A 15,516-nucleotide genomic window follows, 5' to 3' on the forward strand; every position below is an offset into this window, starting at 1 on the left:
GGTCCAGGTCGTCGAGCGTGGTGATGTATCGACTGGCATTTTTCTACTCCTTTTCGCCCATCAAACGCCCGGCCGGCAGAGCCGGTCAAGCTGCAATTGCCTTCTGCCTGTGCACGCCGCTTGTCCATTCAAGATGTTGAATGGGTGTATCAGGTCTTATCATGGATGCTGCGATTGAGGCCCTTCGGGCTGCATGCAATACAGGAAGCAAAGGGAGAACAGCCATGCGCGCGATGTATTACGAGGCCTTCGAGACCACCCCGGAAATCCGCACCCTGCCCGACCCGACGCCGGCCGAAGGCGGCGTGGTGATCCAGGTGGAGGCGACGGGGCTTTGCCGCAGCGACTGGCATGGCTGGATGGGCCATGATGCCGATATCAAGCTGCCGCATGTGCCCGGTCATGAGCTGGCCGGCAAGGTGGTAGCTGTAGGCTCGGGCGTGCGCCGGTTCCGCGAGGGCCAGCGCGTGACGGTGCCCTTCGTTTCCGGCTGCGGCCATTGCGGCGAATGCCGCTCGGGCAACCAGCAGGTCTGCGAGGAGCAGTTCCAGCCGGGCTTCACCCATTGGGGCTCGTTTGCCGAATATGTCGCGATCGATTACGCCGACCACAATCTCGTGCACCTGCCGGAAACCGTGGATTACGCCACCGCTGCCAGCCTCGGCTGCCGCTTCGCCACCTCGTTTCGCGCCGTCGTCGATCAGGCGCGCGTGACGGGCGGCGAATGGGTGGCGGTGCATGGCTGCGGCGGTGTGGGCCTCTCCGCCATCATGATCGCGGCGGCCCTCGGCGCCAACCCCATCGCCATCGACATTTCCGCCGAAAAGCTGGATTTCGCCCGCAAGATGGGCGCGGTCGCCACCATCAATGCCCGCGAGGTCGCCGACGTCGCCGAGGCCGTGCGGGACCTCACCGGCGGCGGCGCGCATGCCTCGGTCGATGCCCTGGGTTCGCCCGTCACCTGCTTCAACTCCATCAAGAACCTGCGCCGCCGCGGCCGGCACGTACAGGTCGGCCTGATGCTCGCCGACCATGCGGCGCCGCAGATCCCGATGGCGCAGGTCATCGGCCACGAACTGGAAATCTACGGCAGCCACGGCATGCAGGCCTGGCGCTACGACGCGATGCTGGCAATGATCGAACGCGGCAAGCTCACGCCGCAAAAACTGATCGGCCGCCATATCAGCCTGGAAGAGGCCGTGCCGGCGCTGATGGCGATGGACAAGGCGACGGATTTGGGGATCAGCGTGATTACGCGGTTCTGACGACTTGATGCCTTGGGATGCCCTTTGCCGGAAAACTTGGCAGAGCGCTCCTATTGTCACCGAATGGCGGGTTTTGCGGCTTGGCCCAAGCAGCTTTCGTTATGGCTGGCGATCGTGCATCGCCAGCCATTTCCCCGGCGTCATGCCGAACGCGTTGCGGAAATGGCGGGTGAAATGGGCTTGGTCGGCGAAACCGGATTCGAGGGCGGCACCTGCTAGGCCGTCTCCCGTCGCAAGCAAGCGCTTGGCCCGGTCGAGACGACGCATGACGAGGAAGCGGTGTGGACTGGTGCCGAGCAACAGGCGGAAATGCCGCGCCAGCTCGTAGCGATTGATCCCGGTGAGCGCTTCGAGCGCCTCCGAACGCACTACCTCGTCGCTATGCTCTACCAGAAAGTCACGCGCTGTGAGGACGGCGGATCGGGCAACTTTCGTGATGGCCTTGCGAGGGGCTCCGGCCTGGCGGAAAAGGCCGCTCGCGACCCCTCCGATCGCCTCATCCAAGGCCAGATCGTCCGGCTCATGATCGAGATCCGAGAGAATGCCTGCCAGCGCGCGGCCGAGTTCCGCGTCGGCCACGACCGGATCGGGAACAAACGGCAGGGAACTCTTATGTCCATCGGTAGCACCGATCAGCTCCGGCGGCAGATAGACCATGCGGTAGATCAGCCCGTCTTCGGTCCCGGCGGCACCGTCGTGAACCTCATCGGGGTGCAGCACGATGACATTTCCGGGATGGCTGAAGCGCTCGGAACCGCGATAGCGAAACGTCTGGACGCCATGCAGGGTCAGACCCAGGGCATAGGTGTCATGTCGGTGCGGTGAAAACCCGTTGCCGCGAAACCGTGCCTCGATGCGCTCCATTCCATGGCTGGCGGCAGCAATGCGCAATCCGCCGCGGAAGCCATCCTTGCACGAACGTTCAAGACCGTCCGGGCCTGCCAGCGCTAGGTGCTCTGGTTCCTCGATACCCTGCACGGAGTTTATAGACATGTTCGACACCAAGATTGCGATCGTTGTCCGCGACGACCTCGCCACCTGGCAGAAGCTCAACGTAACCGCCTTTCTCACCAGCGGCGTCGTCGCCCAGTCACCGACGATCATTGGCGAAGCATATCGGGATGCGGCAGGCAATGTCTACAATCCCATGTCCATCCAGCCGGTCGTGGTGCTTGCGGCGGATCAGGAAACGCTGAGAGCCATCCACAGGCGTTCGCTGGAACGAGAGGTCACGACCTCGGCTTATATCGAGGAAATGTTCGCGACCGGCCATGATGTCGCCAACAGACAGGTCTTCTCCGAATTTCAACCTGACAATGCCAGGCTCGTCGGTATCGCCCTGCGGGCCGACAAGAAGATCGTCGACAAGATTACCAAGGGGGCGAAGATGCATCCCTGATGCTATCGCCTGGGCATGGCCGCTTGAGGCCGAACGTTCCGAGAACCGCCAACTCCACAATTGACATTCCCCCGCCGATAACGGCCAATCGCCGGTAAATGCTGGAGGAATCGCATCCCATGTCCCATGCCGCCTATGTGTTCGATGCCTATGGCACGCTGTTCGATGTGCATGCGGCGGTGCGGCGGCATGCCGGGGATGTGGGGCCTAACTATCAGGCCTTTTCGGAGATGTGGCGCGCCAAGCAGCTGGAATATTCCTGGACGCGGGCCTTGATGGGCGCTTACGCCGATTTCTGGCAGCTGACCGAACAGGCGCTCGACTATACGTTCCAGCGCGTCGGCGGGGTCGATCCGGCGCTCAGGCAGAAGCTGCTCGATGCCTATTGGAAGCTCGATTGTTATCCGGAGGTGCCGGCCGTCCTCAAGGCGCTGAAGAGCCGCGGAGCGCATATCGCCATCCTGTCGAACGGTTCGCCTTCCATGCTCGCCTCAGCGGTGAAGAATGCCGCGCTCGACACCGTCATCGACGACATCTTCTCCGTCGACGTTCTCAAGACCTACAAGACGGCGCCGAGCGTCTATGATCTCGTGACGACGCATTACCGGCTCTATCCCAATGTCGTCTCCTTCCAGTCCTCCAACCGCTGGGACATCGCGGGTGCTGCGAAATTCGGTTTCCGCACCGTCTGGATCAACCGCGCCAACATGCCGGACGAGTATTTCGATCTCGGCCCCTCGCTGATCCTGCCCTCGCTCGAAAGCCTCTGACATGGCCTGGTCCGCCGCCCAGTACCTGAAATTCGAGGATGAACGCACGCGCCCGGCGCGCGACCTGCTCGCCCAGGTGCCGCCCGATATCGTCGCCGGCACGGTCTATGATCTCGGCTGCGGGCCGGGCAATTCGACGGAACTGCTGGTCGATCGTTTCCCCGGCCGCGGCGTCAAGGGTGTCGATAATGCATCCGACATGCTGAAGGCCGCCCGGGAACGCCTGCCGGGCGTCGATTTCGTCGAATGCGACCTGGCGAAATGGCGCCCGCCGGAGCCCGCAGCACTGCTCTATGCCAATGCCGTCTTCCAGTGGCTGCCGGATCACATGACGCTCATCGCCAGCCTGATGGACGGGCTTCGCTCCGGCGGCGTGCTTGCCGTGCAGATGCCGGACAATCTTTCCGAACCCTCGCACCTGCTGATGGAGGAAAGCGCGCTCGCCGGTCCCTGGCAGAGCGCCTTCGAGGCCGGCACGCCGCGCCGCAAGCCGCTGCCCGCGCCCGCCGCCTATATCGATGCGCTCGGGCCGAAGGCGGCGCGCGTCGATGTCTGGCACACCGCCTATAATCACCCGATGGCGGATGCCGCAGCGATCGTCGAATGGGTGAAGGGCACGGGGCTGCGGCCCTATCTCGACCGCGTTCCGGCCGAACAGCGCGACGGTTTCCTCGCCGATTACGAGAGCCGCATTGCCAAGGCCTATGCGCCAATGGCCGATGGCCGGCGGCTGTTGCGCTTCCCACGGTTGTTCATCGTTGCCGTGAAGGGCTAACGAAAAAGGCGAGAGAATGGTGTCCCCTCGCCTCGCTTTTTCTATTCAGAACCTGCGCTGTTTAGCGCCGCAGGCTTCCCAAAATTCCGCGCACCAGCGCGCGCCCGAGCGAGGACGCCACGGTGCGCGCCACCGACTTCATCGCCGCTTCGGCCACCGTCTCGCGCTGATAGCCGGCGCGGGGTTTCGCCTGCTTGGGAGCAGAGGGTGCCGCCTGCTCGTCGTCGCCGAAGCCGGGCAAGGTCCAGCGGCTGCCGCCGGAGGGTTGCTCGGGGGGCTGGTCGGCCTGTTCCTGCGCCGCGACCGAATCCGCAGCCTTCTTGGCGCGCGCCATGAGGATTTCGTAGGCGGATTCGCGGTCGAAGTCCTCGTCATAGAGGCCGGCGACGGGGCTGACGCCCATGATCTGCTTGCGCTCGGCCTCGGTGATCGGCCCGAGCCGCGAGGCCGGCGGGCGGATCAGCGTGCGCTCCACCATCGAGGGCGCGCCCTTGCCTTCCAGCGTCGAGACCAGCGCCTCGCCGGTGCCGAGATTGGTGATGACGGTGGCGCAGTCGAAATCCGGGTTCGGACGGAACGTATCGGCTGCCGTCTTCACCGCCTTCTGCTCGCGCGGCGTATAGGCGCGCAGCGCATGCTGCACGCGGTTGCCGAGCTGCGCGAGCACCGTTTCCGGCACGTCGAGCGGGTTTTGCGTCACGAAATAGACGCCCACGCCCTTGGAGCGGATGAGGCGCACGACCTGCTCGATACGCTCCAGCAGCACTTTCGGCGCATCGTTGAAGAGAAGGTGGGCCTCGTCGAAGAAGAAGACAAGCTTCGGCTTTTCCGGATCGCCGACTTCCGGCAGCACCTCGAACAGCTCGGAGAGCATCCAGAGCAGGAAGGTGCCGTAAAGGCGCGGGTTCATCATCAGCTTGTCGGCGGCCAGCACCGAGATCGCGCCACGGCCGTCATTGGTGGTGCGCATGATGTCGGAGATTTTCAGCGCCGGCTCGCCGAAGAACTGCTCGGCGCCCTGCTGCTCGAGGATCAGCAATTCGCGCTGGATCGAGCCGACCGAGGCCTTGGAGATGAAGCCAAACTGGTTGGACAGCGCCGTGGCGTTCTCGCCCATATAGTTGAGCAGCGCCTGGAAATCCTTGAGGTCGAGCAGCGGCAGGCCGCCCTGGTCGGCAATCTTAAAGGCGATGTTGATGACGCCTTCCTGCGCATCCGTCGCGTTCATCAGGCGCGAGAGCAGCAGCGGCCCCATCTCGGACATGGTGGTGCGGACGCGGTGGCCCTTCTCGCCGTAGAGATCCCAGAAGATGACCGGGAACTCCTGGAACTCGTAAGGCGTGAGCCCGATCTGGTCGGCGCGCTTCTGGAGAAAGTCCTTCGGCTCGCCCATGGCGCCGATGCCCGAAAGGTCGCCCTTCACGTCGGCGCAGAAGACAGGCACGCCGGCATTGGAAAAGCCCTCGGCGAGGATTTGCAGCGTCACCGTCTTGCCGGTGCCGGTCGCGCCGGTCACGAGGCCGTGGCGGTTGCCGAATTTCAGGTCCAGATATTCCGGCTTGTTGTTGGTGTCGTCAGGCTTGCGGCTGGTGCCGATATAAAGCTTGCCGTCCTGAAGAATGGAATCCGTCACGCTGAAAACTCCCTGACTGCCGGTTTCCCGTCAGAAGCGGACTGCCGCGTCAAAACGGTTTCATTGAATCGTCTCAGGCAAGTTATAAGGATAGTCCGGCACGGGAACAACACGATTTCAAGGCCTTCGTGCCCCTGCCCCGAAATGCCAAGCCGGCTTGAATTTGCCGGAGAGTTCATTTACCTTGACGTTAACGTCAATTCCTTCGGAGGATTTTCCATGAACGATCTCGTCACTCGCGTTGCCGATGCCGTCGGCATCGAACCGGCCGTCGCCGAAAAGGCGATCGGCATGATGCTCGGCTTCCTGCAGCGCGAAGCGGCCGACGGCCCGGTCGCCAGGATGATCGAAGCCATTCCCGGCGCCTCCGAACTGGTCGCCCAGTACAATGGTGAAGGCACCGGCGGCGGCGGCCTGCTCGGCGGCCTGATGAGCGCGATCGGCGGCGGCGGCATCATGGGTCTCGGCCAGCAGCTGATGAGCCAGGGCCTCGGCATGGGCGAGATCTCCGGCCTCGCCAAGGAAACCATCGCGGTCGCCCGCGAACATGCCGGCAACGACGTGGTCGATGAAGTCGTCGCCTCCGTGCCGGGCCTCAGCCAGTTCGCGTAACGCGGCGGGGCGAAGGCCCCTCATCCGGCCTGCCGGCCACCTTCTCCCCGCAAGCGGGGAGAAGGAAACATGCCGCACCGCTTTCCTCAAACAACGCCCATCCGTAGGGCACGTCCCTCTCCCCGCTTACGGGGAGAGGTTTGCGGTGATGGGCAAATCGTTGATCTTCTTCTCGCCTATCGCCGGCGCGCAAACACCAGTACGGCGGTGAAGGCGGTGAGGCCGAGGCCGACGGAGAGCGGGCCGGCCTGTGGGCCGCCGGCTTCCATGATCGCGCCGGTCAGGCCTGAACCGGTGGCGCTGCCCGCCGCGTAGACGAGCGCGAAGGCGGCCGAACCGGCCACCAGCATGGAGCCGCTGTAGCGTTCGCCGAGCATGGTGAGCGCACAGGTATAGAGCGAAAAGATCGCCGTACCCATCACGGCCAGAAGCGCCAGGATCCCGATTTCCGAGGTCACCAGCGGCAGGACGAGGTAGCTCGCGGCAGCGACGATGACCGTGGCGAGCGCCACGCGTTCGCGCGGCAGCTTGTCGAGCAGCATGCCGATGAAGGGCTGGGCAAGGGCTGTTGGCAGCGCCATCACCGTCACCGTCACGGCAGCGAAAGCCTCGCTATAGCCCGTCTTCACGAAATAGACCGGCATGGCGGAAATCGCCGCGATATCGGCAAAGCCGAAGACATAGACCATGCCGACGAGAATGGGCGCCGCCTTGAAGAAACGGAAGACATCGCCCGTGGACGACGGCTCGGGCGCCGTCTTGGTCGAAAACATCAGCATGGCGGTCGCAAAGGCGACGATGGCGAGATAGACGGCCGTCAGCGCAAAGCCGAGCCCGCCGGCGCTGCCGAACAGCGGAATGGCGAGCGGCCCGGCGGCAAAGCCGCCGCAGATGCCCATGCCGTAGAGGCCCGAGACGCGGCCGCGCAGGCGGTCCGGACAGGCGGCGTTCAGCCAGGCCTCGCCGAGCATGAAGATCATGCTGGCGAAGAAGCCGAGCAGGAAGCGGGCAAGGCCCCAGACGACAAACGACGACGTGGCCGCGAAGGTAGCAAGGCACAGCGAGCAGATGACAAGGCTGAAGATGATCAGCCGGTCCGGCCGCCAGCGCGCGGTGAGACTGCCGACGAGCAGCGTCGAGGCGCCCATGCCGGCGGCATAGGCGATGGCGTTGACGCCGATCATCGACGAGGAATAGCCGCGCGCTTCCAGCGTCAGCGAGACGAGCGGATAGGTGAGCCCCTGCGCCACGGAAAACGCCGTCGCGCCAAGCACGACGGCGATAATAGCCGGCCAGTCCGGTGAAAGGACCGTTGAAGACGAGGACTGCATGAAGGGCTCCCTGCCGCAAACACGGCGGCGCGTCACCCATACAGGTCCGGCGGTCTTTTGGGAAGGCGGCCTCTTCCCAGGGCGTAATCCGGCGGAGCACGGCGGCCCCGCCGAAATTTATCAGGCCGCGCCATCCCACACCGGCGCCAGGCCATCCGGGCTGACGATGCGGCCGTCGGAACGGGCGAGCGCATGGATACGCGCCATCTCGTCCGGTGTCAGGGCGAAGTCGAAGATCGCAAGGTTTTCGGCAAGCCGCGCCTCCGTCACCGTCTTGGTCAGCGCCACGACGTCGGGCTGCTGGATCAGCCAGCGCAACGCGACCTGCGCGGCGGACTTGCCGTGCGTGGCGGCGATCTCCCTGAGCACAGGATCGGCCGGCACCTTGCCGTCGGCCATGGCGAAATAGGCGGTCAGCGCCATGCCGTGGCTCCTGGCGGCGTTCCGCACCGCGGTTTGGTCGAGGAAGGGGTGGTACTCGACCTGGTTGGTGGCGAGCGGCGCGGCGCTCAGGCGCACGGCCTCGGCCATCAACGCGGTGTTGAAGTTGCTGACGCCGATATGCCTGGCAAGACCCTTTTCGCGCACGGCATTGAGTTCGGCGATCTGCACTTCGAGCGGCACCGCGCCGTTCGGCCAGTGCAACAGGAGGAGATCGACATGGTCGGTCTTCAGCTTGCGCAGGCTTTCCGCAACGGAGGCAGCGAAGGCATTCTTCGCATAGTTTGCTACCCAGACCTTGGTGGTCAGGAAAATGTTGTCCCGCGCTACGCCGGACTTTCGGATCGCGTCGCCGACGGCCGCCTCGTTCTCGTAGATCTGGGCGGTATCGACATGGGTGAAGCCGCTCTGGAGCGCCTTCGGCAGGATGGAGAGGACATTGGCTTCCGGCATGCGGAAAGTGCCGAAGCCGAGCTGGGGGATGGCGGCGCCATTGGCGTTGACGGTTTTCATGAAATTTTCCTGATGTATTTGAACGGGTTCAGGCCGGCTGGCAGACAGGCTGGCTGCGCTCGCGGCGATCGAGCGCGCCGCTGACGAGCGTCAGGCCAAGGGCGCCGGCGACGAGGATGGCACCGACCCAGGGCGTGGCGCCCAGGCCGAGCGGCGAGGCGACGACCAGCCCGCCGATCCAGGCCCCGGCCGCGATGCCGAGATTGAAGGCGGCGATGTTGAGGGCCGAGGCGACGTCGATGCCGGCGGGGCGATGGCGCTTGGCCATGTCAACGACGTAAAGCTGGAGGCCCGGCACATTGGCGAAGGACAGGAAGCCGAGGGCGACGAGCGTCACAAGGGCGAAGACCGGCGACGGGGCGGTGAAGGTGAGCACGACGAGCACCAGCGCCTGCAGGGCGAAGAGCACGACCAGCGCCTTCACGGGATCCTTGTCCGCCACCTTGCCGCCGAAGATGTTGCCGAGCGCGATGGCCGCGCCATAGAGCACGAGAACGAGGCTGACCGTGTTGGCGGAAAAGCCGGTGATCTCCTGCAGGAGCGGCGAGAGGAAGGTGAAAGTCACGAAGGTGCCGCCATAGCCGAGCGCCGTCATGGCGAAGACGATGAGCAGGCGGCCGGAACCGAGCACGCGCACCTGGTCCATCAGGCCGGCCGGCTTTTCGCGCTTGAGGTCGCTCGGCAGCAAAAGGGCGATGGCGGCGAAGGCGACGAGGCCGAGGCCGGCGACGGCCCAGAAGGTGGCGCGCCAGCCGAACGTCTGGCCGATGAAGGTGCCGAGCGGCACGCCGGTTACGATGGCGACGGTCAACCCCATGAACATCATGGCGATGGCCGAGGCGCGGCGGTCGGGGGCCACGAGATCGGCCGCGATGGTGGCGCCGACGGAGAAGAAGACGCCATGCGCGAAGGCCGATAGCACACGGCCGACGAGCAGCATCTCATAGCTCGGCGCGAGCGCCGCGATGGCATTGCCGGCGATGAACAGCGCCATCAGGCCGAGCAGCAGCGGCTTGCGGCCAAGCTTTCCAGTCAAGGCGGTGAGGACCGGCGCGCCAAAGGTGACGCCGAGCGCGTAAACGGAGACGATGAGGCCGGCGAGCGGCAGGGTGATGTGAAGATCGGAGGCGACGGTCGGCAAGAGGCCGACGATCACGAATTCCGTGGTGCCGATCGCATAGGCTGCGACGGTGAGTGCGAAGAGAGCAAGTGGCATGGAGCACCTTGGGAGGTTTGGCGGCGCAATCGGACGCCGTGCGGGAGTGATGGCGGGAATATGCGGTACGGCCACTTGAATGATAAGAATGCGCAATGGATAAAGGACTGTGAAACCAATTCACAGGATGGGTCATGGACAATCGCACCGGTGAGATGGATGTCTTCGTCGCGGCCGCCGAAACCGGCAGCTTTTCCGCCGCGGCCCGGCTGTTGAAACTGACGCCCTCGGCGGTGAGCAAGCTGGTGACCCGTATCGAGGATCGTCTCGGCACGCGCCTGCTGGTGCGCACCACCCGCTCGCTCCTGCTCACACCGGAAGGCGAGACCTATCTGGCGCGGGCGCGGCGCGTGCTGGCGGAAATCGACGAGATGGAGCGGCTGGTCGCGCGCGGTGCGCAGGCGAAACCGCGCGGCCTCTTGCGCATCAACGCCACGATCGGCTTCGGCGAGTGCTATATCATCCCGCTCGTCGGCGAGTTTCTCTCGCTCTATCCGGATGTGAAGCTGGAACTGTCGCTGAGCGATGGCTTGATCGATCTCGTCGAGGAGCGCACCGACATCGCCTTTCGCACCGCGCCGATGGCCGATTCCGCGCTCAAGGCGCGAAAGCTGCTCGTCAGCCATCGCGTCACCGTCGCCACGCCCGGCTATCTCGCCCGGCGTGGCACGCCGCGCACGCCCGCGGATCTCGCCGCGCACAATTGCATCACCTTCACCTTCGGCCGCACGCCGGGCGAATGGCCGTTCCGCGATCCCGGCGAAAGCACGGTCTATCCCGCGCCGGCCGCCGGCAACCTGATGGCCGCCAGCGGCTCCGTCGCGCGGCTGCTCTGCCTTCAGGGCCTCGGCATCGCGCGCATCGGCAAGTTCCATGTCGAAGGCGACATTGCGGCGGGTATCTTGGTCGAGGTGCTTGCGGACTACAATCCGGAGCAGCCGGAACAGGTCCATGCGGTCTATGTCGGCCACGAGCATCTGGCCGCCCGCATCAGGGCGTTTATCGATTTTCTGGCGGAGAAGATCTGAGCCACCGGCTCGCCTTCCCTCCGGTTGCCAACGCCGCCCGCCGATGGTATTTCTTACCCGTTCGCAACACGTAAGAGAGGGCTGCGCGTGAAATACGAATTTCTGCCACACCGCACGCATGGTCCCAATCTTGCCCTGCAGATGCGTTTGCAGGGCTGATCGGAACGAACACACTTCTCTTCTGGTCCGCCTGTCCGGCGATGCGGTTTTGCCGCATCCACTTTCCTTGTGCCTTTCGCGTGATCGACGGCTGATGCCGCGCCGCGGGGCCTTGAAGACCAGAGATTTTTCATGTCGCTCATCAATATCCGTGCGCTCGGCGTCACGCTTTCCGCTCCCCTCTTCGCCAATCTCAACCTGGCCATCGCCAGCGGCGACCGTATCGGCCTCGTTGCCGCCAACGGGCGCGGCAAATCCACTCTGCTCCGCTGCATCACCGGCGATTTCGAGCCCACCAGCGGCGAGATCACCCGCGCCCGTGGCCTCACCGTCGGGCATATGGAGCAGAACCTCGCTGCCGGCCTGGAAAAGCTGACATTTCGCGAGGCGGTGCTCGGCGCGCTGTCACCCGAACAGCAGGAGACCGAAAGCTGGCGGGCGGATGTGACGCTCGAAGAACTCGACGTGCCCGAGGCGCTACGCGAGCGACCGCTTGCGGCGCTCAGCGGCGGCTGGCAGCGTATCGCGCTGATTGCCCGTGTGCGTGTCGCAGAACCCGATGTGCTGCTGCTCGACGAGCCGACCAACCATCTCGACCTCGAGAAGATCGCCCGGCTGGAAAACTGGCTCGGCACGTTGCCGCGCGACATGCCGGTCATCCTCTCCAGCCATGACCGCGCCTTCCTCGACGCGGTGACGAACCGCACGCTCTTCCTGAGACCGGAGCGCTCGCAGCTTTTCGCGCTGCCCTATTCCCGCGCCCGCGCGGCGCTGGACGAGGCGGATGCGGCCGAGGAGCGGCGTTTCGAGAAGGACATGAAAGCCGCCGCACAGCTGCGGCAGCAGGCGGCGAAGCTCAACAATATCGGCATCAATTCGGGAAGCGATCTCCTGGTGGTGAAGACCAAGCAGTTGAAGGCGCGCGCCGAGCGCATTGAGGACGCAGCCCGCCCCGCCCATCAGGAGAATTCCGCCGGCGCGATCCGGCTCGCCAACCGCGGCACCCATGCCAAGGTGCTGGTGACGCTGGAGGATTGCCCGGTCGAGACACCGGATGGCACGCTGCTCTTCCGCACCGCCCAAAAATTCATCTGCCAGGGCGACCGCATCGTGCTGCTCGGGTTGAACGGCACCGGTAAGACGCGGTTCGTGCTGCGGCTGCGCGAAGCAATCGAGGGCGCGGCACGGGAGGGCATCAAGCCGACGCCGTCGCTGGTGCTCGGTTACGGCGACCAGGCGCTGTCGGACCTTTCCGATACGGAGACACCGCATGGCACGATCATCCACCGTTTCGACGTCGGCGACCAGCGGGCGCGCAGCCTGCTTGCCGCTGCCGGCTTTTCCGTGGAGATGCAGGGGCGGCCGGTTGGGCTGCTTTCAGGCGGGCAGAAGGCGCGGCTCGGCATGCTGGTGCTCAGGCTGACCAATCCGAACTTCTACCTGCTTGACGAGCCGACCAACCATCTCGATATCGAGGGGCAGGAAGCCTTGGAACGGGAGCTGACCGCCCAGCAGGCGAGCTGTCTCTTCGTTTCGCACGACCGCGCCTTCGTGCGGGCGGTGGCCAACCGGTTCTGGCTGATCGAGAAGCGGCGGCTGATCGAGGTGGATGGGCCGGAGGACTTCTTCGAGGAGGCCGCCTTATCCGCGTGAGGCGATGCGCGGATCGGCGGAAAAATCCTCGCGGGCAAAGCCGATGCGCCTTGGCGGGTGGTCGCAGAGCGCCTGTACGCCGAGCGCGGAAAGCCGGATGCGCCAGGTCTGGCGCTCGACCGGCTTTGGCGCGGCAAAGGCTTTTGCCGTGAGGAGCGCCAGGTTGTTGCCGGCGGCGGGATCGCGCACCGAACGGTAGAGGATGGCGGCAAGCCCGCCGTCCCGCGCAACGTCGGCCAATGACTGGCAGGCGGCGTAGTCGGTCGGGTGCGTCCATAAGGCCGCATCGCGGTTAAGCGGCGGCAGCGTGAGATCGATGGCCTGTTTGGTCGCGACGGCGGCGGAAAAGGCGGTGTAATCGGCCGCATTGGCCGGCAGCGGCGTGGCCGGCGATTCCGAGAAAAACAGGAGACGGTAAAAGGCCATTTCAGCCAATGCCGTCTCCACCGTCAGCGCCGCATAATAGACGCCGAGCGTGCGCCCCGCCCGGCGGAAGCGCGAGCCGTGCGGATAGATCGCGCCGTAACGGAAGGGCGTGGCGAGCAGATAGTCGAGGCCGGCGCATTCGGGCGGCAGCACCGGCTTGCTCTCTTCGAGAATGTCTTCGAGCAGCGCCTGCTCGTCGAGCGTATCGACGAGCTTCAGCGTCGAGACGCGGTGCTGCGCCTCGACGAACCGCCAGACGCTGCTCGCGAAGGGCCGCGCCTCAGACGAGAGCGCGGCGGGCGTCCAGATAGGCAAGGACATCGACAAGGCCGGATATGGAGACGATACGATCGACCGGGCGGGCGCCGAGCGCGGTGTTTTCAGCCGTCATCCAGTTTCGCGCGACGCTCTCGTCGCCGCCAACGATGGCATCGAGCGAGCGGAACAGGCGCACGAGCAGCACGGCGAGCTCGAACGGCTTCGTGCCGCGCTCCAGCAGCACATCCTGCCGCTTCAGCCGCGATACCGTCGCCTCCGACACGCCGATGACCGCCGAGAGGAGACGCGCCGTCAGCCCCAGCCGGTCCGCCGCATTGACGGCCGCCTTGGTGAGTACGACGCCCTCCGCATTGACCTGCTGTATGGGTTTGCGCTGCATGGCTTTAATCCTTTCCATGGAAAGAATATAGCAACTATTTTTCCAAAGACAAGCTTACGACTCTCTATGACCGAGAAGTTCGGCCATGATGCGCAGGTGATCGGACTGCAGCGGCTTTTCGAAATAGCTCTTCACGAAGCTGTATTGCATGGCCCGCTCACGATCCTTGCCGAGATGCGAACTGGTCAGCATGGCAACGACCGGGGCGTGCTGTTCGAACTCCTCGGCATAGCGGTCGAGGAATTCGAAACCGTTCATCACGGGCATGTTGATATCGAGGATGATGGCGTCGGGTGTTTGTTCCTCGCGCAGGATATCGAGCGCCTCCGTGCCGTCGAACGCCTTGAGGATGCGGATCGACGGATCGAACTTGCGGATCGTGTATTCACAAATGAACTGGTCGTTCTCGTCGTCGTCGACGACCAGGATCGAATGGATCTTCATGTCAGTCCCCGTCGGGCAGCTCGATCATAAAGCGGCTGCCCTTATCTCTTGCTTCATAGAGCGCCGTGCCGCCCAGGGCTTCCGCGCTCTTTCTCAATATGTAGAGGCCGAGCCCGCTGCCGAAGGATCGGTTGGGGTGCAGCCGTTTGAACATTTTGAACAACAAATGACGGCTTGCGGGCGGAACACCCAGGCCGTTGTCCTCCACCGACAGCCGGAGCCGGCCGCCATAGCGGAAAGCGCGGACATCGATCGCCGGCTCGGCCTCCTTCGGGTCATGATACTTGACTGCGTTGGACAGCATGTTGCCGACGATGACCTGGAATTTCGACGGCTTACTGACGATTGTCAATTCCGCGGGCACATGATTTTCGATGCGGATTCGCTTGAAATCATCGAGATGCGACAGCGCCTCGATCGCCTCGGCGACGAGCGGGCGCAGCTCGATCGGCTTCTCGTCCTCCTCCATCAACCGGTTGCGCGTGACCGTGATGATGTTCTGGATGAGGTGGTCGAGACGGCGGAAATTGCCCTCCATGCGCTGGAGCATCTGGCCGAGCGCCGGCACGTCACCGTCCGCCAGCATGTCGCGGGAAATGTTGAGCAGCCCGAGCGAGGAGGCGATCGGCGAGCGCAGGTCGTGCGAAGTGCGATAGGCGAATTCCTCAAGCTCGGCATTCGCCTCGATCAGCGCCTGCTCGCTCACCTTGCGCTCGGTGATGTCGCGCACGATGCCGCTGTAGATGGTGGCGCCGTTCAGTTCCACCTTCGCCACAGCAAGATCGAGCGGGAAGACGGAACCATCCTTGCGGCGCCCCTCCACTTCGCGGCCGATGCCGATGATCTTGGCCTCGCTGGTGCGCTGGTAATTGCCGAGATAGCCGTCATGGGCGCTGTGATAGGGCTCCGGCATCAGCATCTTGACGTTGCGGCCGATCATCTCCTCCGGTTCGTAACCGAAGATGCGCGTGCAGGCGTTGTTGACGGACTGGATGATGCCGTGCTGGTCGATGGTGATGATGCCGTCCACGGCGTTGTCGATAATGGCGGCAAGGCGGCCGCGGCTCTCGGCAAGATCCGCCGCCATGGCGCGGGCCTGACGCGAGGAGAAATAGAGATGAACGATGAGTGCGCCATAGAGCGCGCCCGAAATCAGGACGAGCGAAGAGAGCGTACTGCGCGCGTTGATGCCG

General features: G+C 64.4%; 16 protein-coding genes. 7 read left to right on the plus strand and 9 right to left on the minus strand.

The features are described from left to right. Positions 1–224: 224 nt before the first annotated feature. Positions 225–1,265 (plus strand): zinc-dependent alcohol dehydrogenase family protein, encoded by a 1,041-nt coding sequence (locus ACOZKU_RS08530; RefSeq protein WP_421578512.1) that lies wholly within the window; start codon positions 225–227, stop codon positions 1,263–1,265. A 99-nt stretch (positions 1,266–1,364) separates the two neighbouring features. Here ACOZKU_RS08530 and ACOZKU_RS08535 read toward each other — a convergent pair whose 3' ends face one another. Then, a complete protein-coding gene (locus ACOZKU_RS08535; protein ID WP_421578513.1) occupies positions 1,365–2,258 on the minus strand; it encodes an AraC family transcriptional regulator in 894 nt (297 codons plus the stop codon). Here ACOZKU_RS08535 and ACOZKU_RS08540 point away from each other — a divergent pair. The 3 genes from ACOZKU_RS08540 (at position 2,257) to tam (ending at position 4,209) form a co-directional block, all read left to right on the plus strand. Beyond that, positions 2,257–2,664 carry a DUF2000 family protein gene (locus tag ACOZKU_RS08540; RefSeq protein ID WP_421578514.1) on the plus strand — a complete coding sequence of 136 codons (408 nt, stop codon included), beginning with the start codon at positions 2,257–2,259 and terminating at the stop codon, positions 2,662–2,664. The two genes, ACOZKU_RS08535 and ACOZKU_RS08540, sit on opposite strands and share 2 nt — an antisense overlap. 119 nt (positions 2,665–2,783) lie before the next feature. Further along, positions 2,784–3,434, plus strand: a complete 651-nt coding sequence (locus ACOZKU_RS08545; protein ID WP_314087449.1) for a haloacid dehalogenase type II — start codon at positions 2,784–2,786, stop codon at positions 3,432–3,434. A 1-nt stretch (position 3,435) separates the two neighbouring features. Next, the gene (gene tam / locus ACOZKU_RS08550; RefSeq protein WP_421578515.1) at positions 3,436–4,209 is read left to right on the plus strand and encodes a trans-aconitate 2-methyltransferase; all 774 of its coding nucleotides are present in this window, start codon (positions 3,436–3,438) and stop codon (positions 4,207–4,209) included. Positions 4,210–4,270: 61 nt separating this feature from the next. On the opposite strand, the gene ACOZKU_RS08555 is transcribed toward tam, so the two are convergent. Next, the gene (locus ACOZKU_RS08555; RefSeq protein ID WP_421578525.1) at positions 4,271–5,830 is read right to left on the minus strand and encodes a helicase HerA-like C-terminal domain-containing protein; all 1,560 of its coding nucleotides are present in this window, start codon (positions 5,828–5,830) and stop codon (positions 4,271–4,273) included. Between the two features lie 231 nt (positions 5,831–6,061). On the opposite strand from ACOZKU_RS08555, the gene ACOZKU_RS08560 reads away from it, so the two are divergent. Then, positions 6,062–6,454 (plus strand): hypothetical protein, encoded by a 393-nt coding sequence (locus ACOZKU_RS08560; protein WP_314087445.1) that lies wholly within the window; start codon positions 6,062–6,064, stop codon positions 6,452–6,454. A gap of 176 nt (positions 6,455–6,630) precedes the next feature. On the opposite strand, the gene ACOZKU_RS08565 is transcribed toward ACOZKU_RS08560, so the two are convergent. The 3 genes from ACOZKU_RS08565 to ACOZKU_RS08575 all read right to left on the minus strand — a co-directional run bounded on the left by ACOZKU_RS08565 (position 6,631) and on the right by ACOZKU_RS08575 (position 9,955). Next, complete coding sequence (locus ACOZKU_RS08565; protein ID WP_421578516.1) at positions 6,631–7,785, minus strand: MFS transporter; 1,155 nt, start codon at positions 7,783–7,785, stop codon at positions 6,631–6,633. A 120-nt stretch (positions 7,786–7,905) separates the two neighbouring features. Further along, positions 7,906–8,739, minus strand: coding sequence for an aldo/keto reductase (locus tag ACOZKU_RS08570; RefSeq protein ID WP_421578517.1), 834 nt, complete (start codon positions 8,737–8,739; stop codon positions 7,906–7,908). A gap of 28 nt (positions 8,740–8,767) precedes the next feature. Then, positions 8,768–9,955 (minus strand): MFS transporter, encoded by a 1,188-nt coding sequence (locus ACOZKU_RS08575; RefSeq protein ID WP_421578518.1) that lies wholly within the window; start codon positions 9,953–9,955, stop codon positions 8,768–8,770. Positions 9,956–10,089: 134 nt separating this feature from the next. Here ACOZKU_RS08575 and ACOZKU_RS08580 point away from each other — a divergent pair, with 134 nt between their 5' ends. Together ACOZKU_RS08580 and ACOZKU_RS08585 are read left to right on the plus strand one after the other, a co-directional pair. Next, the gene (locus tag ACOZKU_RS08580) at positions 10,090–10,983 is read left to right on the plus strand and encodes a LysR family transcriptional regulator (RefSeq protein WP_421578519.1); all 894 of its coding nucleotides are present in this window, start codon (positions 10,090–10,092) and stop codon (positions 10,981–10,983) included. Between the two features lie 291 nt (positions 10,984–11,274). Then, positions 11,275–12,795, plus strand: coding sequence for an ABC-F family ATP-binding cassette domain-containing protein (locus tag ACOZKU_RS08585; protein WP_421578520.1), 1,521 nt, complete (start codon positions 11,275–11,277; stop codon positions 12,793–12,795). On the opposite strand, the gene ACOZKU_RS08590 is transcribed toward ACOZKU_RS08585, so the two are convergent. The 4 genes from ACOZKU_RS08590 to ACOZKU_RS08605 form a co-directional block, all read right to left on the minus strand. Continuing rightward, positions 12,784–13,542, minus strand: a complete 759-nt coding sequence (locus ACOZKU_RS08590) for an RES family NAD+ phosphorylase (protein WP_421578521.1) — start codon at positions 13,540–13,542, stop codon at positions 12,784–12,786. The two genes, ACOZKU_RS08585 and ACOZKU_RS08590, sit on opposite strands and share 12 nt — an antisense overlap. Beyond that, the gene (locus tag ACOZKU_RS08595; RefSeq protein ID WP_421578522.1) at positions 13,502–13,879 is read right to left on the minus strand and encodes an MbcA/ParS/Xre antitoxin family protein; all 378 of its coding nucleotides are present in this window, start codon (positions 13,877–13,879) and stop codon (positions 13,502–13,504) included. The genes ACOZKU_RS08590 and ACOZKU_RS08595 overlap by 41 nt, the downstream gene beginning before the upstream one ends. Before the next feature lie 54 nt (positions 13,880–13,933). Then, on the minus strand, positions 13,934–14,323 hold the full coding sequence (locus ACOZKU_RS08600) for a response regulator (protein WP_421578523.1): 390 nt from the start codon (positions 14,321–14,323) through the stop codon (positions 13,934–13,936). Between the two features lies 1 nt (position 14,324). Then, the coding region (locus ACOZKU_RS08605; RefSeq protein ID WP_421578524.1) for a sensor histidine kinase at positions 14,325–15,516 on the minus strand (1,192 nt) is incomplete at its 5' end.

The sequence above is a fragment of the Shinella sp. M31 genome (assembly GCF_049199205.1).
Taxonomy (GTDB): Bacteria; Pseudomonadota; Alphaproteobacteria; order Rhizobiales; family Rhizobiaceae; genus Shinella.

Excerpts from the sequence above, each read along its gene's own strand:
- ACOZKU_RS08530 (WP_421578512.1), top strand. The coding sequence starts at position 225 with ATGCGCGCGATGTATTACGAGGCCTTCGAGACCACCCCGGAAATCCGC.
- ACOZKU_RS08540 (WP_421578514.1), top strand. The coding sequence starts at position 2,257 with ATGTTCGACACCAAGATTGCGATCGTTGTCCGCGACGACCTCGCCACC.
- ACOZKU_RS08535 (WP_421578513.1), bottom strand. The coding sequence starts at position 2,258 with ATGTCTATAAACTCCGTGCAGGGTATCGAGGAACCAGAGCACCTAGCG.
- ACOZKU_RS08545 (WP_314087449.1), top strand. The coding sequence starts at position 2,784 with ATGTCCCATGCCGCCTATGTGTTCGATGCCTATGGCACGCTGTTCGAT.
- tam (WP_421578515.1), top strand. The coding sequence starts at position 3,436 with ATGGCCTGGTCCGCCGCCCAGTACCTGAAATTCGAGGATGAACGCACG.
- ACOZKU_RS08560 (WP_314087445.1), top strand. The coding sequence starts at position 6,062 with ATGAACGATCTCGTCACTCGCGTTGCCGATGCCGTCGGCATCGAACCG.
- ACOZKU_RS08565 (WP_421578516.1), bottom strand. The coding sequence starts at position 7,785 with ATGCAGTCCTCGTCTTCAACGGTCCTTTCACCGGACTGGCCGGCTATT.
- ACOZKU_RS08570 (WP_421578517.1), bottom strand. The coding sequence starts at position 8,739 with ATGAAAACCGTCAACGCCAATGGCGCCGCCATCCCCCAGCTCGGCTTC.
- ACOZKU_RS08575 (WP_421578518.1), bottom strand. The coding sequence starts at position 9,955 with ATGCCACTTGCTCTCTTCGCACTCACCGTCGCAGCCTATGCGATCGGC.
- ACOZKU_RS08580 (WP_421578519.1), top strand. The coding sequence starts at position 10,090 with ATGGACAATCGCACCGGTGAGATGGATGTCTTCGTCGCGGCCGCCGAA.
- ACOZKU_RS08585 (WP_421578520.1), top strand. The coding sequence starts at position 11,275 with ATGTCGCTCATCAATATCCGTGCGCTCGGCGTCACGCTTTCCGCTCCC.
- ACOZKU_RS08590 (WP_421578521.1), bottom strand. The coding sequence starts at position 13,542 with ATGTCCTTGCCTATCTGGACGCCCGCCGCGCTCTCGTCTGAGGCGCGG.
- ACOZKU_RS08595 (WP_421578522.1), bottom strand. The coding sequence starts at position 13,879 with ATGCAGCGCAAACCCATACAGCAGGTCAATGCGGAGGGCGTCGTACTC.
- ACOZKU_RS08600 (WP_421578523.1), bottom strand. The coding sequence starts at position 14,323 with ATGAAGATCCATTCGATCCTGGTCGTCGACGACGACGAGAACGACCAG.